Consider the following 22,919-nt stretch of genomic DNA (forward strand, 5'->3'; position numbering starts at 1 on the left):
ACTTTTAAGCTAATCTGGATAATATTCTGTATTAAAGTCACTTTAGGCGCTTGCCATGAAATCATACTAAATGACTTCTTGAGAAAGGACAGCTGATGTCTGATGCTACTAGCCATGAGATAGATCATTTCATGAAAGGTCTGATGAAGAGAAATCCTGGAGAGCCTGAGTTTCATCAAGCCGTCCATGAAGTTGTTGAAACTCTAATTCCTTTTATTCTTTCCAACCGTGTTTACAAAGATGCACAGATTCTGGAGCGGATGACGGAACCTGACCGCGTCGTCATCTTCCGAGTCTGCTGGGAAGATGATTCAGGCAATATCCGCACAAATCGAGCATGGCGTGTACAGTTTAATAATTCCATTGGCCCTTATAAAGGTGGAATACGTTTCCATCCCAATGTCACCTTGAGTGTACTGAAATTTTTAGGTTTTGAACAGACCTTTAAAAACAGTCTTACTGGTCTGCCGATGGGTGGAGGGAAGGGTGGATCTAACTTTAATCCTAAAGGTAAAAGTGACCGAGAGATAATGCGATTTTGTCAATCTCTGATGATTGAACTTCATAGACATATTGGTGAAGACACAGATGTACCTGCTGGTGATATCGGAGTCGGTTCTCGTGAAATTAGTTATATGTTCGGTCAGTACAAGCGCCTTGAAAATCGGTTTAGTGGAATCTTGACTGGCAAGGGGCTGTCATTCGGTGGAAGTCTTGTTCGTACTGAAGCGACGGGTTACGGATGTGCTTATTTCTGTGAAAATATGCTCAATCATATAGAGGACTCTCTCGTTGACAAAATATGTTCCATCTCCGGTTCTGGAAACGTAGCCCTCTACGCAGTTGAAAAGGCCATTGAACTAGGAGCCAAAGTTGTTACTCTTTCTGACTCAGATGGTTTTGTACACGTCCCAAACGGCATTAATCTCGAGATGCTTGCGTTTGTCAAAGAGCTAAAGACTGTTCGCCGTGGGCGAATCCATGAATTTGCTAACCACTACAAAGGCGTTGATTTTTACGCAGGAAAGCGTCCATGGAATGTTCCCTGTGATATTGCCTTCCCTTGTGCTACTCAAAATGAGATTAACCGTGCAGATTCACAGGAACTGATCAACAATGGTGTCAAAGCAGTTGTTGAAGGTGCGAACATGCCAACCAATCTTGACGGCATTCATGAATTTCGTCATGCAAAAGTAATACTTGCTCCTGCCAAGGCTGCAAATGCTGGGGGTGTCGCAGTCTCTGGCCTTGAGCAGAGTCAGAATGCATTGCGTCTATCTTGGAGTCGTGAAGAGGTCGATCAACGCTTAAAGTCAATTATGTTGGAAATTCACTCCAAATGTGTTCAGCATAGTCATAAATACGAAGACTACACTGATTACATTACAGGAGCCAATATTGCAGGATTTACGAAAGTTGCTGATGCAATGCTGGCTTATGGAATTGTTTGATTTTATATCAGTGAATACATATGATTATGTTCGGCTGAGGTCGAATCAAAAGGGACAAGCAAAGTTTCATGATTTTTACACTCTGTGTATCGGGTTGATGATGATGATAGAACTTTAATGATCTCTCTTTTTCGTTGTGCCTGCATAGATTGCAAAAAACCAATAAAAATACAGATTTCCTTGAAGTCGTTATTAGATGTGACCGTCAATATCGAAACACACTCGATTGGATTCAAATTGACGACCTTGACATTGATGCTGCTAATAAAAGCAACTCAATGGATCAACAGGGTTGTGTTGATTTTTTTAGCTTGAATCAGAATTGGACGGTAAAACCAGCAGAAGCTCTCCAATCGATATTTCGGTTGGATGAATCCCAGATTTCAACGCCACCACGTGCATAGACCTTGAATCATGTGGAGCCAATGTTGTTAGTGGTGTAATCGAGCCCGGATTCCAAAAGCACTCCATTTTGATCGTCTTGGTGGGATGAGCAGGAAAGGGTGTTGTCGGTCTATAGATGAAGCCAATTGTTTGAGCTGAGTTGTTTTGATGCCAATCAAGAATCCATGCAGTGCGCAGACTTGGAACAATCAGGGATCTATCGCCGCTTTTGATTGGAACAGCGAGTTTGACTCCGAGTTTTGTCTGCAGCTTTTTTTGATCTTCAATCAATTGCGCCGCCCTCTATACCGATTGGTGCAAAGTTGAGGGATGGCCTTTTCCGGACATCACGCTCGCAAGCGCTTTGCTCAACACTGGCTAATCGATGCCGCTGTGTTGACTCAGATTCTCGATGCAGCTGATATTCAACCAGATGATCGTCTGCTGGAGGTAGGTGCTGGTCGTGGAGCACTCACTGAAAGGTTGCTGGCCTCTTCTGCCTCTGCTGTTCATGCTGTTGAACTTGATCGCGATCTGGTCTCTGGGTTGAAGCAGCGTTTTGCGGATCAAGCCCGCTTCAGCTTGCAAGAAGGTGATGTGTTGTCTGTTCCATTGACTCTTGCTGATGGCCGTGCTGCGACCAAAGTGGTGGCCAATATTCCCTATAACATCACCGGTCCTCTGCTTGAGCGTCTTCTCGGTCGCTTGGATCGACCTGTTAATCATCCCTATCAACGCCTTGTGCTTCTTTTGCAAAAGGAAGTCGCTCAACGGATTCGTGCCTTGCCCGGGCAGAGCTGTTTTAGTGCTCTAAGCGTGCGCCTGCAGTTGCTCGCTCGTTGCACAACTGTTTGCCCAGTGCCGCCGCGCTCTTTTAAACCGCCGCCGAAAGTTCATTCTGAGGTCATCTTGATTGAACCTCTTGCTCCTGAACAGCGCCTTGAGCCACTGCTCGCCAAACGTGTTGAGTCTTTGCTGCGTCAGGCTTTTTTGGCCAGGCGCAAGATGCTGCGCAACACTCTTGCCAAGGTTCTTCCTGCTGCTGAACTGAATGCTCTTGCTGATGATCTTGGCATCAGCCTTCAGCAACGCCCCCAAGAACTGTCCCCTGCCACTTGGGTGGAATTGGCGAGGGGTTTGAATCGGGCGGATCTAGTAGACCCTGAGCCATGAGCATATCTAACCCTTCAGCTGCTTCAGAGCATCTGGTTAGCGTCTCGGCGCCAGCCAAGATCAATCTCCATCTTGAGGTGCTTGGCCTGAGGTCTGATGGTTTTCATGAGCTAGCGATGGTGATGCAGAGCATCGAACTCGCTGATCAACTTCATTTCCGCAATACCGCTGATGGCAGCATCAGCCTTCGCTGCGATGATTCCAGCCTCAGCACTGCTGGCGACAATTTGATCGTGCGAGCTGCGCATTTATTACGCGAGCGCTCAGGGTTCTCTGACCTTGGTGCCGCGATTGAATTGCAAAAACGCATCCCAATTGGAGCTGGTCTTGCGGGCGGCTCAAGTGATGGTGCAGCAACACTGGTGGGGTTAAACGGTCTCTGGAATCTCAATTTTTCTCAGGGTCAACTTGAAGGTTTTGCGGCTGAGCTTGGCTCCGACATGCCCTTTTGCCTGGCAGGTGGAAGCCAATTGTGTTTCGGCCGTGGGGAAAGGTTGGAATCGCTACAAGCGATGAAAGCATCAATGGCCGTGGTGTTGGTGAAGGATCCATCAGTGAGCGTTTCAACCCCCTGGGCTTATGGACGCTGTAAGGAACTTTTCAGTAGTCGTTATCTTTCAAAGGAATCTGATTTTGAGCAACGTCGTCAGCAGCTCAGAGAATCTTCTTGGCTGAATCCTTTACGGGCTGATGATCCGCCACCTCTGCGCAACGACCTTCAGGAGGTTGTTGCACCCGAAGTTTCGGCTGTGCAAACCACATTGAAGTTGCTCACTGATTTGCCTGGTTCTCTTGCAGTATCGATGAGTGGATCTGGTCCAAGCTGTTTTGCCCTTTTTACTGACGTTGCTTCAGCTCAGGCTGCACTTCAGCTCCAACAGCCTGCCTTCGCCGCAGCTGGTTTAAGCAGTTGGTGCTGCGCGTTCCGCTGTGAAGGCATCAAACTGGAAGCATGAGCGATTCCAAAAACAGCTCTTTCGAGAAGGCAGATGCAGAGTCATCCAACACCTTGGCAGAGACGCCTGCGACACCACGTAAGGGCCCGCTCAGTTTTCTTTCTGGGGCGATCACCAGTGGACTTTTTGCCTGGCTTTGCCTGATTTTGAGCCAGAAGACAGTGACTTATTTCGCTCTTCATTCGCCTAATTACAGCTCTGCGATTGCCCAAAGCATTGCTTCGGGGTTTAAAACCCTGATCATCGGCATGTGTTTTCTAGCCACATTCAGCTTTGCCTTCATTGGTTTTGGACTAACCCTTGTGTTTATTCGCAGTTTGTTTGCTGGCAAGGAGCCAGATGCTGCCTAGCTTTTGTGGGTTGACAGCCTGATTGCCGATTCAGGACTTCTACAGATGACGCCTCACGATCTTGGTCAGTTGGTGCTGTTGCTCTCTCCTGGTCTGTTGCTGTCCGTTTTGCTGCTTTCAGCATTTGCCGCAGGAGGCTAATGCTGCTCAGGCTGAGATAGCTTGGCCTCTTCCACCGGCATGGCCGGGATTGCAACGAAAACGTGTCAGGGACGCTTCTCTTTAATGCTCTTCGAGATGCCATCGATGAAGAGATGGCCAGAGATTCGCATGTTTGTGTGATGGGAGAGGACGTCGGCCAATACGGCGGCTCCTACAAGGTCACCAAAGATCTCTACGAGAAATATGGCGAGTTGCGGGTGTTGGATACACCGATTGCCGAGAACAGTTTTACGGGTATGGCCGTTGGCGCCGCCATGACTGGCCTACGCCCGATTGTGGAGGGCATGAACATGGGTTTTCTGCTGCTTGCTTTCAACCAGATCTCCAACAACATGGGAATGCTTCGTTACACCAGTGGCGGAAATTTCACAATTCCCACCGTGGTGCGTGGGCCTGGTGGTGTGGGGCGCCAACTCGGTGCTGAACATAGTCAGCGACTTGAGGCCTATTTTCACGCTGTGCCTGGGATCAAGATCGTTGCTTGCAGCACGCCAACCAATGCCAAGGGCTTGATGAAAGCCGCGATCCGAGACAACAATCCAGTTCTCTTTTTCGAGCATGTGCTGCTCTACAACCTGATTGAGGAGCTCCCAGACGGTGATTATGTCTGTGCCCTAGATCAAGCAGATCTGGTTCGTGAGGGTAAAGACGTCACGATTCTCACCTATTCCCGTATGCGTCATCACTGTCTCAAGGCTGTTGAACAGTTGGAGGCAGACGGCATCGATGTGGAATTGATCGATTTGATTAGTCTCAAGCCCTTCGATATGGAGACCATTGTTCGCTCCATCCGTAAAACCCATCGGGTGATTGTGGTTGAAGAGTGTATGAAAACTGGTGGGATTGGTGCTGAGTTGATTGCGCTGATTACTGAGCAGTGTTTTGACGAACTCGATGCTCGCCCAATTCGCCTCTCCAGTCAGGACATTCCCACTCCATATAACGGCAAATTGGAGAATTTCACGATCATTCAGCCTCATCAGATTGTTGAAGCGGCTAAGCAGATTGTTCTTAAGGGGCTTTGATTGATGGCACGTCAACAAGGCTGGTTTGCGCTCATTCTTGCTCTTGCCATTGCGGCAGGTTCTGTCACTGCAAGCTTTCCGCTTGAGTTGGGCCTTGATCTTCGTGGTGGCAGTCAGCTCACTCTTGAAGTGCAGCCCGCTGGTGAGATCACTCGCGTGAAATCGGAGCAGCTAGAGGCGGTCAAAGCTGTTTTGGATCGTCGCGTCAATGGCTTGGGTGTTGCCGAATCCACCCTGCAGACCATTGGTGACAATCAACTGGTGTTGCAGCTTCCAGGAGAACAGGATCCCACCAGGGCTGCCAAGGTGCTTGGCGAGACGGCCTTACTTGAGTTTCGAGCTCAAAAACCTGGCACAGAACAGGAGGTTCGCGGCCTTCAGCGCCTAAAACGACAGGTAGAGAACATTCTCAAGTCCAAGCAGGAGCGTGCGATATCCGGAGAGTCTCCCTCTGATGATGAACTCGACAAACAGCAACTTGTTGAAGCGCAGCAGGCCTTTGGTTTGCAAGGCAGTGTTGGCAGTGAGGTCGAGCAGCTGGAACAGTTGAATGAGAAAGTCAGCATCAAGATCGCTGAACTCTTCGAGCCCACGTCCTTAACCGGGAAGGATCTGGTCACAGCTGGGCGTCAGCAACAGCAGAACGTTCCTGACAGCTGGGAGGTGACACTTAGCTTCAACCGAGAAGGCGGAGATCAATTCGCCGAGCTAACACAATCAATTGCTGGCACAGGTCGTCTACTTGGCATCGTTCTTGATGGAAGGTCGATCAGTGAAGCCAGCGTCGGGGAACAGTTCAGAGCCGCTGGCATTACTGGTGGTGCGGCCACGATCAGCGGTAATTTCAATGCTGAAGATGCCCGCGACCTGGAAGTTCAGTTACGAGGTGGTTCGTTGCCATTACCAGTAGAAATTCTCGAGGTTCGAACCATTGGTCCCACCCTTGGTGCTGAAAACATTCGCCGCAGCTTGATCGCAGCGCTCTCTGGTCTCGCCTTGGTGGCTGTTTTCATGGTGGTTGCTTATCGCCTTGCGGGCTTGGTGGCGGTGTTGGCATTGAGTCTTTATGCCCTGTTCAATCTCGCTATGTATGCTCTGATTCCTGTCATCCTTACCCTGCCTGGGATTGCGGGTTTCATCCTCAGTATTGGCATGGCAGTGGATGCCAATGTGCTGATCTTTGAGCGTGTCAAAGATGAATTGCGGCGTGGAAACACCTTGATTCGCTCGATCGAGACTGGATTTTCCCAGGCTTTGTCGTCGATCGTTGACGGCCATCTCACCACTCTGATTAGTTGCGCAGCGCTCTTTTTTCTGGGTACGGGTTTGGTTAAAGGTTTTGCCGCCACCCTCGGCATCGGTGTTGTGCTCAGTTTGTTTACGGCATTGAGCTGCACTCGCACTCTGCTGCGTTTTTTGATGGGCTATCAGGCTTTGAGGCGACCTACCAACTTTTTGCCTGCCAAACAGTTGCCTTCTTCTCTCGCCTGATCCATGGCTGTTTCATCATCTTCAGGAACTCGTCAACGCCCACTGAGATTTGAACTTTGTCGTCAACGACGACGAGTTTGGGGAATCTCAGGGCTGTTTGTGGTTTTGAGTTTGGTGGGATTGATCCTCTGTTGGCTGAACCCTTCCATTGGTGCTCCCCTTCGTCCAGGACTTGACTTCACTGGTGGAACTCAAATCCAACTGGAGCGCAGCTGTAGCAAGAGCTGTCAGTCGCTGAAAACCACAAGTGTTGAAGAGGTTTTGGGGGCTCTTGAGTTACCCGCTAACAAAGACAAGGTTGCTCCAAACCTCTCACGAGCCAGGGTTCAGCTTCTTGATGGAGGTCAGTCTCTAGTCTTGAGGTTGCCCTTCCTCTCTGCTGCTCAGGGGCAAGCTGTCATCAAGGCAATGGATCCTGTAGCGGGTCCGTTTCAGAGTGGTGGTCAATCGGTCGACACCATTGGCCCAAGTCTGGGAGGCCAATTGCTGCGCAGCAGCTTGATTTCTCTTTTGGTGGCGTTCACGGGAATCGCTATCTACATCAGCCTCCGTTACGACCGTCGATATGCCCTTCTGGCCCTTGTGGCCCTTGCCCATGACGTGATCATTGTTTGTGGGATATTCGCTTGGCTGGGCCTGTTGATAACGCTTGAGGTGGATAGCCTCTTCGCGGTAGCGCTGCTCACCATTGCCGGCTACTCGGTCAATGACACTGTGGTGGTCTTTGACCGGATTCGTGAGCGCAGTCGCGAAGACAACTCACTGCCACTGACGGAACAGGTTGATCGTGCCGTATCCGCGACCCTCACAAGGACCCTCTACACCAGCGGTACGACCCTGCTGCCTCTGCTCGCCCTGATCCTCTTTGGCGGTGCAACGCTCTACTGGTTTGCGGTTGCACTTGCTCTTGGAGTGGTGGTTGGTAGCTGGTCGAGTATCGCTCTAGCCCCTTCATTGTTGAGCCTCTGGCAAGGCAGTGGTCCTCCGGCAGCGCCTTTATCAGCCCCTGCTGCTGCTCCACAACCGCCGTTGTCTTCCTCCCAGCCTCCGCTTGAGGGAGGAGATACGATTTCAGATGGCTGAAAGGGCCCGCTCCCGTGGCCTATCTGGCGATCGTTGGTTGCCCGTTCTTCTTTTGGGTCTGTCTCTCTGGGATTTACGAACAGAGTTTCTCTTGCTCTGGGAGCATTTCACCTTTACACAGTTGATTTTTGCTGTTCGCCATCACTGCCTTGCTGTGATTGTGCTGTTTTGCAGTCCTTCGCTTTGGCGCCGATATGGGGTCTCGCGGCGGCGTTCAGATGCCGGCGGCAACATTAAAGGTCCAATTGAATGATGCAAAGATTAAGGCTTGGATGTTCTCTTCTAGAGGTTATTGATACTACTTAGAATTCGTGTTAGCGAGTTAAGAAAAGGAATAATGTCCTCAATCAAAAGACTGATTTTGCAACCTTTCATCTCACTATGAAGGCTCCAATGTTGGCAACTGTTTTCCAATCATTATGCTCGTTGTCCCATTGAGTTGGGCCGGCAGTATTACCGCTGAATCAATTGGAGTCGGAACAACGCCATCGAGCGAGCCTGGCTGCAAATACATGCAGATGCAACGGTCAGTGGGGAGAAGTGCACCACAATCGAAGCCGGGCTTGGCAACACTCGTTATCGCTGCAGAGTGCACTTTACCGATCCTCAATGAAGAGAAACTAATGTTATCTGAAATCGCGGTGATTAGTTCGGGTTGAGATCATTAAGTTGAGCAGGAAGAAGGCATAGATAGCAATGGCAGTTTCAGCCTATGCCGCTGTATTCATCGTTGTGCAAGGCAGCTAAAAGGTTCCCTTCGATGATTTCTATTTCGGCTTAGCAGCTCAAGTAGGTTTTGATCCCCAAAGGTGTTAGCCAGTCAACTGCCGATCTGACTTGCCAGCTTGATCCATGGGGCCCGTGGGATGCCCCTCTGCAAGAGATGGCCTCTCTCATGAAATCAGCAAGGGCGGCTTCTGCACTGATGGGCTTGTGTAGCCATTCAGATCTGGCTTGAAAGCAAAGTGACAGCTGGAGTTGACAAGGCAACACTGGCACGCTAGTACATGTGTACCGCACTCAATTCATGGCGCCTGTTTCGTCTCCATATGCCACCTTCAAAGCTGAAGATTGGTCGGATGCATCACCTCAGCCAATTTCTCAATGCGCGAGAATGGTTAGCCACAAGATCCACAAGCGCCTAACTGCAAACGTTTCTCATGCAACCACAAGAATAGGAAATCAGCCCCAATGGTGTTCTTTCATTCAAGGAGACCTATTTCAGGAAAGTCTTCAACATTGAAAAAGGGATGAACTCCACAGAAGCTCAATGACAGAGCTTCGCAGGAAGCTAAGCAAAGCAGGTTTGCACTATTTCTAAGCACATCGGCCAGCCAAGCAAGATATCAATAGCAAAATTCTCTGTAAACATGAACAACTTATATGATTCTCTTCGAGAGTATTTCCCATTTATAGTAAAATCATTGTCTTCTTCATTCTTTGATCAGCATGCCAGAGGAGGATCTTAAAGCGTTGCTTTCCAAAGTTGCATCAGATCCGGTGCTTCAGCAGAAGCTTGAAGCACAACGTGTTGACACTCATTGGTTTGTGGTGCTTGCCAAAGAAGCTGGATTCTCTATCACAGTGGACAACCTCAAAAAACAAGCTCAGGCTTTAGAAAGTAAAGACCTTCAGGAGGCTGATGGAGTGCTCAATAATCAAACTGCAGACGAGCGTCCCTGGCTATAAAATTGTGGACGAGTAGCAATTTAAACTGATCTAGCCAAAGAACCTTTCGCGATTTGGCTCATCTATTCATTCCTTCTAATATCAACCGAATGCTCTATATAAGCTTACAAAGCTATTCACTGCAACGCATCACAGACATTATTGATATAGCCTTTGACTTGCATTATTCATTAACATCAAGGCCTGTGCCTTTAAGATGCATTTAGATCGCCAATCTTCTTTCTAATAGCATCAATCACAAAGGCCAATTGATTAGCAAAAAATCAATAGATGCTTCCAATGACTAATACGAAATATCCTTATGATTAGGCCTTTAGCCATTGGTCATTCTTCGTAACTGGATCCTGATCTGTTGGATTAATCAACAAGAAATTAGGCTCAAAGCAATCACAAGCGAAAGCTTCGCGAAGCATTTCATATGCATTGTCATAGATCCTTAATTGAATTGGCAAGGCTTATAATCTGAGATCTCAGCAATTGCAAGGCTGATCCGTTGACATAGAGCACACCCAAATCAGGTTCATGGCGCAGCCAAGCCTCACCAAGTTCGCTTATCAAACCCTGCAGCAGAGCAAGACTCTTGCGGGCCTGGCCCACAAGGAATTGAGCACAAAGCTGATGGAATTGCTGGCACCTGATGCGATGCCAAGCATTGAACCGATTCCGCGAGAATTGCTGATGGAGCTGCGCAGCTCAATGTCAGCTCTCGAGCAACTTGACTGGCATGAAGCTGAACAAGGCATTTATCCAAAAACGCAGCTCTTTGAAGCTCCGTGGTTGGAATGGGCGAGCCGTTACCCCTTGGTCTGGTTAGATCTTCCCTCGACATGGCAGCGGCGCAAGGCACGCAATATTCATGATCTGCCAAACGATGTCGATTCAGAGATCTATCCCGATTACTACCTGCAAAACTTTCATCATCAAACCGATGGCTATCTAAGCGACCACTCTGCAGAACTTTATGACCTGCAGGTAGAGATTCTCTTTAACGGCACTGCAGACTCCATGCGGCGCAGGGTTTTAGCGCCTCTCAAGCGCGGGCTGAAACGCTTCCAAAGCCGCAGCTCCGCCAGTCTTCGGGTGTTGGATGTCGCAACTGGAACCGGTCGAACCCTGCAACAGATTCGCAGCGCCCTACCCAAAGTTGAACTGCTGGGGTTGGATCTATCAGCAGCTTATTTACGTGAGGCCAGCCGCTCGCTCAATAGCCGCAATGGAGAACTCGCGCAACTGGTGCGCGGTAATGCTGAACAGCTGCCGTTTGCTGATCAAAGTGTGCAAGGCATCACGTGCGTTTTCCTGTTTCACGAATTACCGAGCTCGGCCCGGCAAAATGTTCTTGACGAATGCTGGCGCGTGCTCGAACCAGGCGGAGTTTTGGTCCTAGCAGATTCTGTACAAATGGAAGACTCGCCCAAGTTCATCCCTGCCATGGAGAACTTCCGGCGGATATTTCATGAGCCGTACTACCGCGATTACATCTCCGACAACATTGAGGCACGTTTCCAAGCAAGCGGTTTTGAGGGCATCGCTGCCGAGTCTCACTTCATGACACGAGTTTGGACTGCTTTCAAACCGCTCCAAAACAAAGCTTAAGCGGGTTTCCTGACACTCGGTAGTTCAATCGAGTCTCACAAATAGGGTGCTCTTGTTAGATGCAAAATCCGGTGTATTTTTTCCTGAAGGGACAACATGAGTAATCCCTTTCAACTGCGGTGGTTACAGGGCTGGACCTTCCAAATTGTCTTAATGGAAGGCAAAGTGCAAGTCGAGGCTCAAGGGTTTGGAATTTGCCTGCGAACGGCATTACTTCACGGTGAAAGCCCCTCAGCCGCTGCAGACCGACTGGTCCTTGCAGAAGATCAACGACGGCAATCTCTTCGTAATGCTTGGATGCGCGGTCAACAGACGTCAAACCCTAGCGAGATGCCACTGCCTCCTCTGGAGCATGCCATTCCAGATATCTCTAAGTCACTTGTAGTAGTCGAGCAGGATCTACTAACAGCCGTTTGATCTGAATTCAAACGCAATTACCCGCTCTGGCTGAGCCACCAGCCAAGGGCAACTCCAGGTCCACCCCAACGCAAGGCCCGCCAAATCCACTCGCTAGACCACTTAGGCCGCAACCATTGCTCTGAAGGTATTTCCAGTATCTGACGCGCGAGCTGACTCCTCTGTTTGCTCCGTCTTGCTGCCAGCATCTTGGAAGATCGTTTCAGTCTGTCCTGGCGCTGCCCCAAAAGCACCAACCTTGACAGCCCATGCAGCCAACGGAGTTGAACCTGACGTGGCCGTGTCACCATTCAGACGGCTTTTACTATCACAAGCAAAATAGACCAAGTGAACCGCTGATAAAGATGGGAATCAAACAAGCTGAGTGGCCAATTGAGGTGCAACGCCAGGCCATGGATCTTCATGCTCAATTAAGCCTCAATGATCACAACTGGCATCAACAAAAAGGAGATGCCGACCGCAGAGCTGCAGAGCTTCTTGCTGGAGCCTTAGTCCAGCTGCTTCAAGGTGGAGAACGCTCTGATGTTGAGGCCCTTACCGATCAAAGCCTGCGTTGGCTAAGGCGCGAACTGAAAGCTCCTGGCTGCGGCAGGGATTAAGACGGTTGTTGCAACAGGAATGGCCTTTGCAGCAATGGTCCGGCTTCACCCTCAAACTTTCATCAGCAATTCCCATTCAGGCCGATGGCTGGGCCTGCAGCAATCGAAACAACACACAATCACTCAACCAGGCAAAGCGCGATAACCATCGCTAGAACAGATGTACTGGCATGGAGCAGGTTGGCGTCGCTATCGAGGGCCGCAGAAGTAGGTCCAGGCTTTTTGCCAGAGGAATCAATCTTCCTTGCTGTTACCTGTGGAGATGTGGTGATCGTTCAAGAGAGTGAAGGTCCTGCAGCAGATAACTGGTGGATGGGAGAAATTATCCATATCGTGTCTGGAGCCAGGAGCCTGGAACCGTCCCTCTTCCAGGTGGCATGTATCGATACAGGTGTAATCAAAACCATCAATGCTGATCAAGTCACAAAAGTGGTCCGATCAATGAGATCTCAACATCAACAAAACGCATGCATCAGCGAGAAGTGAGCACCTTGTTCAAACAGCAGGCATGATGAATTCATCTCTTTTAAAAAGAAGAAAACAAGATGAAACAACGTTTGATCAATTTGCTCATATTATGGAGGGGAACATTTTAAAAAACGTTGGCAGATTGAATCATGAAGGTGCTATTTCATGCTGAATGATCGAAATTTTACTTAGGCTATTTTTGCATTCATACGACTCTATGGAAATGATCACAGAAGAGATGATTACTTTACTTTTTGCCGATTAAGCCTAACAAAAGCAAGGCCTGGATAGAGAAAATAGTTCTCTGTTTAAAAATATTGGAAGGCCACTTGCCAACATCAAGCTTACTTTCAAAAAGTCCATTAAGTCCATGCTTAGTCTCTATTAAAAAAAGCGTTTAGCCGGCTATAGCCTTGCAAAAAATACCAATTATCCAGATGGAAGGCCTTCTTCAAGTAGAAGTGGTCTATCGATGAATAAAGCTGTTAAAGCGCTGAAATACTGATTAAAAAGCGAGAATCAGGTGGACACTACTTTCACTGTCAATTGAAACAATGAATTGATCCACCTTCTTGTTTAATCAAAAGGCAAATGCACCTCGGCTTCGCTTCTAATTATTAGCTCTTATGATTAATAGCATTCAAGTTTGTACGCTGTCAGCAGTCTCAACTGCTTTTGGGACGTCGACAGGCTAGTTGTAAGCGATTGCCGCGCTGGCTCCAGCGCACATCATCAAAACACTGATAAATCAGAAACATTCCACGTCCACTATTGGCTTCAAGTTGAGCTGGAAGGCAACCAACTCGAGCATTGAGCGGTACACCGATCCCTTCATCCTGGATCTGCCAAATCATCCAGTTAGGCGTAAAGATTCGACGAACTCGCAGAGATTTGCCTGGGTCTCCGCAATTGCCATGTTGCACCGCATTCACCAATGCCTCCTGCAATCCGAGCTGTAGGCGATAGCTGGTGTCCTGACAGGCAACAGGTTCAAGCAGGATCTCCAGCAAAGGAGTGAGCTGCAGAGTTGAAGGAAGAATGAAATCAGCCCAACGAAACAGCGGGGCCACCCCTTGAGGGCTAACGCTGAATAGAAGCCTAGAAGCTGCCCGTGACCAGGAAGGCATCAGGACCATTCGGACCTGTTTTGACCATAACCCTTCGCGTGGTCTAGGCCGGTGCCTCAAGCTGAAATCTGCTCTAAAGGCGGGCTGTAAGTGATGGATGATGCAGCACCGCATCCATTAAGCGCACACCCCGTAGCTGATTAATTAAAGGCATATGCCCCTCAGGGGCAGAGAGAGACCAGGTAAAGGAGCCTGGATAACGTGTCCATGTTCCATCCTGTTTCCAACCAATACGAGCCCAGAGGCTGTGATACCTGCCATCGAGAGCGTTCAGCAAGCGCGCTTGGGTCGTAAACCCAAACCTTCCTTGTGAATATGCGATCCAGAGACGATCGATTGTGACCAGGTCGAGGCCATTGATCGCATGCACCTCACTGAAGTACACGTAACCACGCTGCTCGGCTCCAGGTCCTGCGAGCTTGCGCAGCGTTGCACTGGTGAAGCGGTCCGCCTCCTCAAAGTTTTCGGCTAGCAGCTCGCGTTGCAAAGGCTCATAGTCGATCCCCACAGCTGATGGGGTCGAGAACCAGCCACTCGACTCGCTGCTCAACAGGCTGGGCAAAACCTGCGACTGATGACGCTGAAAAACCTGCAGAATCCATCCTGCAGCCCAGTCGTCTCCCTCTGGGTCAAAAGAGGCAAGAGCTGCTTGAGCTAATGCAGCCAGCTCTTCTGCCCGTTCTTCAATCGTTGTCACCAAGCTGAGCCGTTGACGCTTTGAACCACTGGTGAATCGTTCCAGTAGTTCTTCAACGCTCTGGTTGGTGGAGGGGGTGGGACCGGAGATCATGGATCGAAACCGGCTCTTCTGGCTCGGCGCTGGCCCACTATGTCAGGAATGGGTACCCATACTCCTTACTCGATCGAAAGATTCCGTCAGGCCAATGGTCCTGTTGTGGACGTTCGCAGCCCAGCTGAATTCAATAAGGGACATTGGCCAGGTGCGATCAACCTTGCTCTCTTCAGCGATGAACAACGGGCAGCGGTCGGCATCACTTACAAAAAAAAAGGTCGTCAGCAAGCGATCAAGCTGGGTCTTGAGTTCACAGGCCCAAAACTGTCAGGGCTTGCTGAAGCCCTGTTGAAACTGAGCAGAGATCCAGCCACTGAATCAGAAAACACCTCTGCATCTGATCTACGCATTTACTGCTGGCGAGGAGGCATGCGCTCTGCGAGTGTTGCTTGGCTAGCGGGTCTTGTGGATCTCAAGCCTTTGCTTCTGGAGGGTGGATACAAGAGCTATCGGCGATGGGTGCTGCAACAATTTGAGCAAACCTGGCCTTTGCGATTACTCGGTGGACGAACAGGCACGGGCAAGACTGATCTGCTCATTGCCATGGCACAACGAGGGGTCGCTGTCGTCAACCTTGAAGGTTTGGCGAACCATCGGGGCAGCAGCTTTGGTGGGTTGGGCTTACCCCCACAACCAAGCACTGAACATTACGAAAATCTCCTTGCCGAATGTTTACAGCGCTGTCAAAACAGTTCTGCAGATGAAATCTGGCTGGAAGCGGAAAGTTCACAGGTGGGTCGCTGCAGAATCCCCCGAGCACTTTTCCATCAGATGCAAATGGCACCAGTACTGGAGATCAACCGTTCACTTGATGAACGGGTTGCTCAACTGGTTGATGTGTATGGCCAGCATGGCCGTGAGTCTTTGCAGGAAGCGACCCAACGCATCAGCCGCCGTTTAGGCCCACAACGCACACGACAGGCCTTGGATGCGATCGCTCTTGAGAACTGGGACCAAGCATGTCGCGCCATGTTGGATTACTACGACCGTTGCTATGACTACGAACTAAGCAGGACCCCTCAAAGACAAAGCGTGGATCTTTGCGGACTGAACACAACCAAAGCCGCTGAGATGTTGATTGAACGAGAGCTTGTCAGATCAAGCCCCAAGCCACAGCTGGTTATGAACTCAACGTAAGATCCATATCTTGTCGTAGAGATCAATGGCTAACGCGAACAAAACTGCGGCAATTCAGTTCACACGTGGTGTTGATGAACCTGTCGTTCCTGACATCAAACTGACACGCAGTAGTGACGGCCGTACCGGCAGAGCTCTTTTTGTCTTTGATCAGCCAGAGATCATGGCCCCGGAAACATGGGCAGGTATCACCGGCATGTTCATGATCGACGAAGAAGGCGAACTCGTGACACGTGAGGTGAATGCACGTTTTGTGAATGGCAAACCAAGCGCACTTGAAGTCACCTACATCTGGAAATCAGAAGCGGATTTTGAACGCTTCATGCGATTTGCTAAACGCTATGCAGCTTGCAACGGTCTGGGCTACTCCCAAAACTAAGGGGAGAATGCAAAGGCTGGCTGCCTGAACACGGGTGAAATTCTCCCAATGGCTGGCTCTGGCTGCACTGATGGCCACGGGTGTGCTGTTTTGGAGCCTTAGAGAGGTGCTGATCCACCTCTTTGCAGGCATTGTTCTTGCCATGGCTCTCTGCACTCTGGTGGGTGAGCTGCGCACAAGGAAACCCATGCCTCGCAGCATGGCTTTACTGATCTGCTTGGTCGCTCTTGCCCTTGTTGTTGGCACTGCCACAGCAATTGTGGTTCCTCCTTTTACAGAGCAATTCCACCAATTGCTTTTACAACTTCCTTCAGCAGCGAAGGAACTCTGGAAGCTGGCCATCGGCGCCATCAACCAAACCTCTGCAATGGTCTACGGAGTTGACAACAACAAGGGTGGCTGGGAAGAACAGCTGTTTGCAAATGGGTTAAACGCATTACCAGATGGTGCAAGCTTGGCCTCAGGAGTGAGGGAAGGCCTGCAAGGCCTTCTAGGCCTTGCAGGCAACCTCGGCAGCGGCTTGGTGCAACTCCTGTTTGTGTTGACAATGAGCTTGATGGTGGCGGTGCAACCGACGGCATACAGAGATGTAGCCATCTCGTTATTGCCTTCGTTTTATAGGCGACGAGCCCGCTCGATCCTGAGCCAATGCGGAGATGCGCTGAGCAGCTGGATGGTGGGTGTACTGATCAGTTCCTTTTGTGTGGCCCTGCTTGCCGCAATCGGCCTTTCACTACTTGGGATCAAGCTGGTGATGGCGAATGCCTTGCTTGCTGGGATGCTCAACGTGATCCCAAATGTAGGGCCTACCTTGAGCACGATCTTTCCGATGTCGGTAGCGCTACTTGATGCACCCTGGAAAGCAGTCGCTGTGCTTGGGCTCTATGTGGTGATTCAGAACCTGGAAAGTTATGTGATCACTCCATCAGTGATGCATCACCAGGTGAAATTGTTGCCCGGGCTGACTCTCACAGCCCAGTTTGTCTTCACAGTGGTGTTTGGTCCTCTTGGCCTGCTGTTGGCGCTGCCACTCGCCGTCGTGCTGCAAGTGTTAATTCGCGAGGTGGTCATCCACGATTTGCTTGATCCCTGGAAGAAAAAGCGATTGGCGCCATGAATGCCCGCACCCTTCTTGTCGCACTCACTCTGGTGGTGCTGGCTTTGCTCACCTGGCAGCTGCGTTGGGTGTTGTTAGTGCTCTTTGGAGCAGTGGTATTAGCAGTAGCACTTGATGTGCTAATTGAGAAACTTCAGGACCGCCTCTCCTGGCCTCGTCCCCTTTCGCTAGCAGTGGTGCTGGTGGTGCTGCTGCTTGGCGGTGCCTTGGTTTTCCAGCTGCTGGTGCCTGAGTTGATCACCCAGGTTCAAGAGTTGGGCAATCTCGTACCCACCCTGGTGACCAAGCTGAAATCGATGCTGGTCAGCAACCCGCGACTGATGAATCTGGAAGAGTCTTTTGCCGAACAGTTCAGCTGGGATCGGATCCAACCCTTGGGCTCGCAATTGCTTGGTGTAGCAGGCGGGGCCGCCAACAGCCTGATTCAGTTGTTGTTGATGAGCTTGCTGGCTGTCTTGCTAGCGCTAGATCCTGTATCCCATCGCCAAATGGTGATTGCTGCAACGCCTCGGCCTGCGCGACAGGAGATGGCTGAATTGCTTGATCAATGCCGTTTGGCTCTTGGTGGCTGGCTTGCTGGGATGACGATCTCAGCAAGCAGCGTGTTTGTGCTCACTTGGGCAGGGCTTGCACTGCTCAAGGTTCCTCTGGCCCTATTGAGTGCATTGGTCTGTGGCTTACTGACCTTCGTCCCCACCATTGGGCCAACGGCCGCCTCCCTGCTGCCATTGGCCATGGCCCTGCTTGTTTCCCCCCTACTAATGCTGCAAGTTCTGGTATTGCGGCTGATTTTGCAGAATCTTGAGGCGTTTTTGCTCACCCCGCTGTTATTGCGGCGTACGGTCAACCTGCTTCCCACCGTGGCGTTAATGGCTCAACTGAGCTTGGGCGCCTTATTGGGTCTACCAGGGGTGTTGTTGGCTTTGCCACTTGTGGTGGTTTTGCAGGTAGGAATGGAGCAGGTGGTTGTTAAACAGATCATGGATCGTTGGGCATAATCATCCAACAATATTCGCTTGATATGAGGCTGTCATTTATTGATGATTGGCAACAAGTCAATCACGACTGTAACTTAATGCTGGACGATTTTATGTCCATAAGTTTTTTGGATTTACAGATGTACTTGGTATTGCATTTAGAATTAACCACTTGCACATCCCTGAGCCAGGAAGGTGAATAACAACAACGGAGCCTTTCTCTCTTGAATTGAGAAAGTCTTTTTGTTGGATTGCATCAAGGAAATAGGCGTAAGCAGACACAGAATAGACATACAACCACCCTTCTAGACTAGACAGCTTGATACATTTGAAGTTTGAATGTAGTAATCCAAAAGCTCAGCAAAGCCAAAATCTACTTGAAGCCGTAAAGTTGTTCACATAAACAACCGTATACGCAGTATTGGATGATTTATTAGCAGTTTATGCCATTGACTACGAAGACGTTTCTTCTGAAGCTTGGCCATTACTTAATGGTTGCAAATCATAAGAGTTCATGGGATTCCACTTAGCCATTTAGCTTGAACTAAAGGAATAAGTACTCCATCCAATCTTCTGCTGCAAGATGCAGTTGTTATTAATTTTAGATGGCTTGCTATTTACACACTAATGCTAGCAATTAAGTATCACAACATGCTGTCAATGCATGTCCCACGCATAAACATTTACAGCCAATAAATTCTAATTCCTTTCCATAGCCAAAGTGCATCGGGGGAAATTTCTTTAAAACAAGCAATATTTTCCTGAATGCTAAGTCATTAAAAAGTCCCCGCTTAGCTGGCGGGGACTTGAAAATTAGTTTAAATGAATAACTTTCCCTATTTTTTCAAACAGATGGTGATCTTTTCACCCAACCTCATGCGTCGTAATACATGGTGAACTCATGGGGATGAGGTCGTTGACGCAATTGCTGCACCTCTTCGTATTTGATGTCAATCCAGTTGTCAATGAAGTCTTCAGTGAAGACTCCCCCTTCCATGAGGTAGTTCTTGTCTGCATTTAACGCTTCGAGCGCACCATTAAGTGAAGCTGGCACTGTGGGGATGCTGGCAAGGCGTTCTTCTGGTAGTTCAAATAGATCCTCATCGAAACCATCGCCAGGGTCAATTTGGTTTTTAATGCCGTCAACGCCCGCCATCATCATTGCGCTGAAAGCTAGATAAGGATTGGCCAAGGCATCGCCTGGGCGGAATTCAAGACGCTTCGCTTTCGGGTTTGGGCCAGTGAGCGGAATGCGAACAGCTGCCGACCTATTGCCCTGGGAATAAACAAGGTTTACAGGAGCTTCAAAACCTGGCACCAAACGCTTGTAGCTATTGGTTGTGGGGTTTGTGAAAGCCAGGAAGGAGGGAGCATGCTTGAGGATGCCGCCGATATACCAGCGAGCCGTCTGTGACAAGTTGGCGTAGGTCCCTTCTCCAAAGAACAGGGGTTGGCCTCCTTTAAAGAGGCTCTGGTGAACATGCATCCCGGTGCCGTTGTCGTTGAACACCGGCTTGGGCATAAACGTTGCCGTTTTGCCGTATTTACGTGCAACATTCCTGACGATGTACTTGTAAATCATCACGTTGTCCGCAGCTTCAATCAGCTCAGCGAACTTCATCCCCAATTCATGTTGGCCAGCACCAGCAACTTCATGGTGGTGCTTCTCCATCGGGATTCCTAATTGCCCCATCAGCAGCAGCATTTCGGAACGGATGTCCTGGGCGGTGTCGTTGGGTGGAACCGGAAAGTAGCCTTCTTTTAGTTGGATCTTGTAGGCAAGGTTGCCGCCTTCTTCAATGCGACCGCTATTCCAAGGGGCCTCAATCGTGTCAACGCTGTAGAAGCAGCCACCTTCGCCGGAGTTGTAGCGGACGTCGTCAAAGATGAAAAACTCTGGTTCAGGGCCGAAAAAGGCAGTATCGGCCAGGCCGGTGCCGGCTAAGTAACCGAGGGCTTTTTGGGCAAGCGCCCTGGGGCATCTGGCATAGGGCTCGCCGCTACGAGGTTCCCGAATGGAACAGATCAAGCTAAGAGTCTTGTGGCGATAAAAGGGGTCGATCCAGGCCGTACTGGCGTCGGGCACCATATCCATATCTGATTCGTTAATGGCCTTCCATCCACGGATGGAAGATCCATCGAAAGCCAAGCCATTCGCAAAGGCTTCCTCATCAATCAAATCCGAACAAACGGTGAGGTGCTGCCACTTGCCGTGCAGATCAGTGAACTTGAGGTCAATCAGTTCAATGCCCTCGTCCTTGATCTGGCGGAGGACGTCTTGGGGTGATTTGCCCATGGCGAAGATGAGGCCGAGCCGGCGATAAGAGAGCGACCGTAATCAGCCGCATGGCATCCTTTTTGTAGCAACAGGTACCTTCTACTGAAGCCTTGTTTCCTTTCTGGGTGGATTCCGTAACCGTTTCTGTCAGCTTGAGCTGATCTAAGGCTGGGTGAACTTTATGGCTGGATCACTGATTTTGATTGTTTAGCTTCTATATCCCTCAACTCGTCCAAGTCGTCCATTCGTCCTCAATGGCTTATCTCATCACAGGGTTGATTGGTTGCTACAACCATTTTCGTTCAGCCTTCGCTCGATCTGCATGAACGGTTTTGAAGCCTGCTTTCAGTCAATGGGCATCAGTATTGAGCCAATCACGGATCAGGCTTCAAAGGGACTTTGCCAGACGAGCTAGCGTTTTTTTACTTACTTCCCTTCTGCTGCCAAGAGACGCAAAAAAAAATAATCAGTATTTTTTAATTGCCCTCGCTATTGATTGACCTGCTTGGTTGCCGTTGCAATCCCTCAAAAAAGTCCCGGGGATGAAGGGTGACTGCTTAGGCTCTAGATAATTGAACTAACCAAGGGCCTTGGCGACGACGCAAACCCTTCCCCAGGTTGACCAATCTCATAAGACGGTTCTCGAACCGATTGCCACGCCTACCCGCTTGCTGTTTGGGCCTGGACCCTCAAATGCCGATCCCAAGGTGCTTCAGGCACTTGCGCGCTCTCCGATTGGCCATCTTGATCCCCTTTATCTGGAATTGATGGGTGAGGTTCAGGAGTTGCTCCGCTACACCTGGCAGACCGACAACCGTTTCACACTGCCGATGAGCGGTACTGGTAGTGCTGCCATGGAGGCGACCTTGGCCAATACCATTGAATCTGGTGACACGGTATTAGTTGCGGTAAACGGTTATTTCGGCAATCGCCTTGCCGATATGGCTGCTCGATATCGAGCCAATGTTCAGTTGATTGAAAAACCCTGGGGAGAAGCCTTTTCCCTTGCAGAACTAGAAGCAGCTTTGATCGAGCATCGCCCAGCAATTCTGGCTCTAGTGCATGCAGAAACATCCACTGGCGTTTGTCAGCCAATGGATGGTGTCGGCGATCTTTGCCATAAGCACGATTGCCTCTTACTGCTTGATACGGTCACCTCCTTAGGCGCTGTGCCGGTTTTTCTGGATCAATGGAAGGTTGATCTGTCTTACAGCTGCAGCCAAAAGGGGCTCAGCTGCCCTCCTGGTCTTGGCCCTTTCACCATGGGGCCCCGCGCCGAAGAAAAGCTTGCCGCCCGTAGTAGCAAGGTGCCCAATTGGTATCTAGACGTGTCGCTGCTGAATCAATATTGGGGAAGCGACAGGGTTTATCACCACACTGCGCCGGTGAATATGAACTTTGGGATGCGTGAAGCGCTGCGATTACTTGCGGATGAGGGTCTTGAAAACGCTTGGGATCGTCATCGCTGCAATGCCGAAGTGCTCTGGGCAGGGCTCGAGAGTCTTGGTTTGGAGTTGCATGTACCTGAAGCCTTGCGTTTGCCCACACTCACAACTGTTTGCATTCCTAATGGAGTTGATGGCAATGCCTTCCGTCTGCATTTGCTGAATGAGCACGGCATTGAAATCGGCGGCGGCTTAGGAAGCTTGGCTGGCAAGATCTGGAGGATTGGCTTGATGGGATACAACTCCACCCCTAAAAACGTTGAGCTGTTGCTCAATCTGTTCGAGTCAGAGTTACCTCGTTTTCGTGAAAACGTTGCCGTTGCTGCTTGAACCAGGCTTCTAGCTGCTGCCTGGCTTCAACTTCCATCACACCGCCAAGAACACGCATTTTATGATGAGCACTGGGGTGTTCCCCCAGATTGATTGTGCTACCAAGTCCGCCTCGTTTGGGGTCGTGTGCAGCAAAGATCACCTGACCCATGCGCGCTTGTGTTAGTGCTCCCGCGCACATCGGGCAAGGTTCCAGAGTGACAATCAGGGTGCAGTCATTAAATCGCCAATCACTTCTGAGCCAGGCAGCCTGTCGGAGTGCAATCAGTTCTGCATGGCCTAATGGATCACGTCCTCGATGCCTTTGGTTGCTGCCATGTCCGATACAGCGGCCATCGGCATCCAGCACTACGGCACTCACAGGAACTTCTCCAAGATCGCCAAGTTGTTTTGCTCGAGTCAGTAGCCGCAACATCCAATAGCGGCATTGCATGTTGGTTAGTTCAAGAGGTTTCGCTAAAGGCACCGCTAAGTGGCAGCTCCTGATCAAAC

General features: G+C 49.9%; 24 protein-coding genes. 19 read left to right on the top strand and 5 right to left on the bottom strand.

Annotation, left to right across the window (positions count from 1 at the left end):
• The first annotated feature begins 95 nt into the window (after positions 1–95).
• The 12 genes from gdhA (at position 96) to SIB41_RS05740 (ending at position 11,777) form a co-directional block, all read left to right on the top strand.
• Positions 96–1,451: an NADP-specific glutamate dehydrogenase gene (gene gdhA, locus SIB41_RS05685; protein ID WP_413361138.1), complete on the top strand. Its 1,356-nt coding sequence runs from the start codon at positions 96–98 to the stop codon at positions 1,449–1,451.
• Positions 1,452–1,600: 149 nt separating this feature from the next.
• Positions 1,601–1,855, top strand: a complete 255-nt coding sequence (locus tag SIB41_RS05690) for a hypothetical protein (RefSeq protein ID WP_413361140.1) — start codon at positions 1,601–1,603, stop codon at positions 1,853–1,855.
• A 310-nt stretch (positions 1,856–2,165) separates the two neighbouring features.
• On the top strand, positions 2,166–3,008 hold the full coding sequence (gene rsmA, locus SIB41_RS05695; protein WP_413361142.1) for a 16S rRNA (adenine(1518)-N(6)/adenine(1519)-N(6))-dimethyltransferase RsmA: 843 nt from the start codon (positions 2,166–2,168) through the stop codon (positions 3,006–3,008).
• Complete coding sequence (gene ispE, locus SIB41_RS05700; protein ID WP_413361144.1) at positions 3,005–3,964, top strand: 4-(cytidine 5'-diphospho)-2-C-methyl-D-erythritol kinase; 960 nt, start codon at positions 3,005–3,007, stop codon at positions 3,962–3,964. Before rsmA ends, ispE begins: the two co-directional genes overlap by 4 nt.
• Positions 3,961–4,314, top strand: coding sequence for a DUF3082 domain-containing protein (locus SIB41_RS05705; protein ID WP_011129998.1), 354 nt, complete (start codon positions 3,961–3,963; stop codon positions 4,312–4,314). The genes ispE and SIB41_RS05705 overlap by 4 nt, the downstream gene beginning before the upstream one ends.
• A 203-nt stretch (positions 4,315–4,517) precedes the next feature.
• Positions 4,518–5,501, top strand: a complete 984-nt coding sequence (locus tag SIB41_RS05710) for a pyruvate dehydrogenase complex E1 component subunit beta (protein ID WP_011129997.1) — start codon at positions 4,518–4,520, stop codon at positions 5,499–5,501.
• Positions 5,502–5,504: 3 nt separating this feature from the next.
• Positions 5,505–6,992 carry a protein translocase subunit SecD gene (gene secD, locus SIB41_RS05715; protein ID WP_413361146.1) on the top strand — a complete coding sequence of 496 codons (1,488 nt, stop codon included), beginning with the start codon at positions 5,505–5,507 and terminating at the stop codon, positions 6,990–6,992.
• Positions 6,993–6,995: 3 nt separating this feature from the next.
• Positions 6,996–8,075 carry a protein translocase subunit SecF gene (secF, locus tag SIB41_RS05720; protein WP_413361148.1) on the top strand — a complete coding sequence of 360 codons (1,080 nt, stop codon included), beginning with the start codon at positions 6,996–6,998 and terminating at the stop codon, positions 8,073–8,075.
• Complete coding sequence (locus tag SIB41_RS05725; RefSeq protein ID WP_011129994.1) at positions 8,068–8,328, top strand: hypothetical protein; 261 nt, start codon at positions 8,068–8,070, stop codon at positions 8,326–8,328. Before secF ends, SIB41_RS05725 begins: the two co-directional genes overlap by 8 nt.
• A gap of 1,196 nt (positions 8,329–9,524) precedes the next feature.
• Complete coding sequence (locus SIB41_RS05730) at positions 9,525–9,764, top strand: Nif11-like leader peptide family natural product precursor (protein WP_413361150.1); 240 nt, start codon at positions 9,525–9,527, stop codon at positions 9,762–9,764.
• Positions 9,765–10,286: 522 nt separating this feature from the next.
• Positions 10,287–11,360, top strand: a complete 1,074-nt coding sequence (locus SIB41_RS05735; protein ID WP_413361152.1) for a class I SAM-dependent methyltransferase — start codon at positions 10,287–10,289, stop codon at positions 11,358–11,360.
• Positions 11,361–11,456: 96 nt separating this feature from the next.
• Positions 11,457–11,777 carry a hypothetical protein gene (locus SIB41_RS05740; protein ID WP_011129990.1) on the top strand — a complete coding sequence of 107 codons (321 nt, stop codon included), beginning with the start codon at positions 11,457–11,459 and terminating at the stop codon, positions 11,775–11,777.
• A 17-nt stretch (positions 11,778–11,794) separates the two neighbouring features.
• Here SIB41_RS05740 and SIB41_RS05745 read toward each other — a convergent pair whose 3' ends face one another.
• Complete coding sequence (locus SIB41_RS05745; RefSeq protein WP_413361154.1) at positions 11,795–12,067, bottom strand: hypothetical protein; 273 nt, start codon at positions 12,065–12,067, stop codon at positions 11,795–11,797.
• Positions 12,068–12,121: 54 nt separating this feature from the next.
• Between SIB41_RS05745 and SIB41_RS05750 the strand changes: the two genes are divergently transcribed.
• Positions 12,122–12,376 (top strand): DUF6439 family protein, encoded by a 255-nt coding sequence (locus SIB41_RS05750; protein WP_011129988.1) that lies wholly within the window; start codon positions 12,122–12,124, stop codon positions 12,374–12,376.
• A 180-nt stretch (positions 12,377–12,556) separates the two neighbouring features.
• On the top strand, positions 12,557–12,862 hold the full coding sequence (locus SIB41_RS05755) for a DUF3104 domain-containing protein (RefSeq protein ID WP_413361156.1): 306 nt from the start codon (positions 12,557–12,559) through the stop codon (positions 12,860–12,862).
• 647 nt (positions 12,863–13,509) lie between these two features.
• Here SIB41_RS05755 and SIB41_RS05760 read toward each other — a convergent pair.
• Positions 13,510–13,980 (bottom strand): ATP-binding protein, encoded by a 471-nt coding sequence (locus SIB41_RS05760; protein ID WP_413361158.1) that lies wholly within the window; start codon positions 13,978–13,980, stop codon positions 13,510–13,512.
• 64 nt (positions 13,981–14,044) lie between these two features.
• Entirely contained in the window at positions 14,045–14,761 is a 717-nt protein-coding gene (locus SIB41_RS05765; protein WP_413361160.1) for a GUN4 domain-containing protein, read from the bottom strand.
• Between the two features lie 39 nt (positions 14,762–14,800).
• Here SIB41_RS05765 and mnmH point away from each other — a divergent pair, with 39 nt between their 5' ends.
• From mnmH to SIB41_RS05785, 4 genes are read left to right on the top strand one after another with little or no spacing between them, the layout of a single operon-like run.
• Entirely contained in the window at positions 14,801–15,901 is a 1,101-nt protein-coding gene (mnmH, locus tag SIB41_RS05770) for a tRNA 2-selenouridine(34) synthase MnmH (protein ID WP_413361162.1), read from the top strand.
• A 25-nt stretch (positions 15,902–15,926) separates the two neighbouring features.
• Positions 15,927–16,280 (top strand): photosystem II reaction center protein Psb28, encoded by a 354-nt coding sequence (gene psb28 / locus SIB41_RS05775; RefSeq protein WP_011129983.1) that lies wholly within the window; start codon positions 15,927–15,929, stop codon positions 16,278–16,280.
• A 34-nt stretch (positions 16,281–16,314) separates the two neighbouring features.
• Positions 16,315–17,397 (top strand): AI-2E family transporter, encoded by a 1,083-nt coding sequence (locus tag SIB41_RS05780; RefSeq protein WP_413361164.1) that lies wholly within the window; start codon positions 16,315–16,317, stop codon positions 17,395–17,397.
• Positions 17,394–18,395, top strand: a complete 1,002-nt coding sequence (locus tag SIB41_RS05785) for an AI-2E family transporter (protein WP_413361166.1) — start codon at positions 17,394–17,396, stop codon at positions 18,393–18,395. The genes SIB41_RS05780 and SIB41_RS05785 overlap by 4 nt, the downstream gene beginning before the upstream one ends.
• An 853-nt stretch (positions 18,396–19,248) precedes the next feature.
• Here the strand turns inward: SIB41_RS05785 and glnA are convergent.
• Entirely contained in the window at positions 19,249–20,670 is a 1,422-nt protein-coding gene (glnA, locus tag SIB41_RS05790; RefSeq protein ID WP_011129980.1) for a type I glutamate--ammonia ligase, read from the bottom strand.
• Between the two features lie 572 nt (positions 20,671–21,242).
• Here glnA and SIB41_RS05795 point away from each other — a divergent pair.
• Positions 21,243–22,427, top strand: coding sequence for a pyridoxal-phosphate-dependent aminotransferase family protein (locus SIB41_RS05795; protein ID WP_413361168.1), 1,185 nt, complete (start codon positions 21,243–21,245; stop codon positions 22,425–22,427).
• Here SIB41_RS05795 and SIB41_RS05800 read toward each other — a convergent pair.
• Positions 22,369–22,860: a nucleoside deaminase gene (locus SIB41_RS05800; RefSeq protein WP_413361426.1), complete on the bottom strand. Its 492-nt coding sequence runs from the start codon at positions 22,858–22,860 to the stop codon at positions 22,369–22,371. The genes SIB41_RS05795 and SIB41_RS05800 overlap by 59 nt on opposite strands.
• Positions 22,861–22,919: the final 59 nt, after the last annotated feature.

The sequence above is a fragment of the Prochlorococcus sp. MIT 1201 genome, assembly GCF_047303415.1.
Lineage (GTDB): Bacteria > Cyanobacteriota > Cyanobacteriia > PCC-6307 > Cyanobiaceae > Prochlorococcus > Prochlorococcus marinus_D.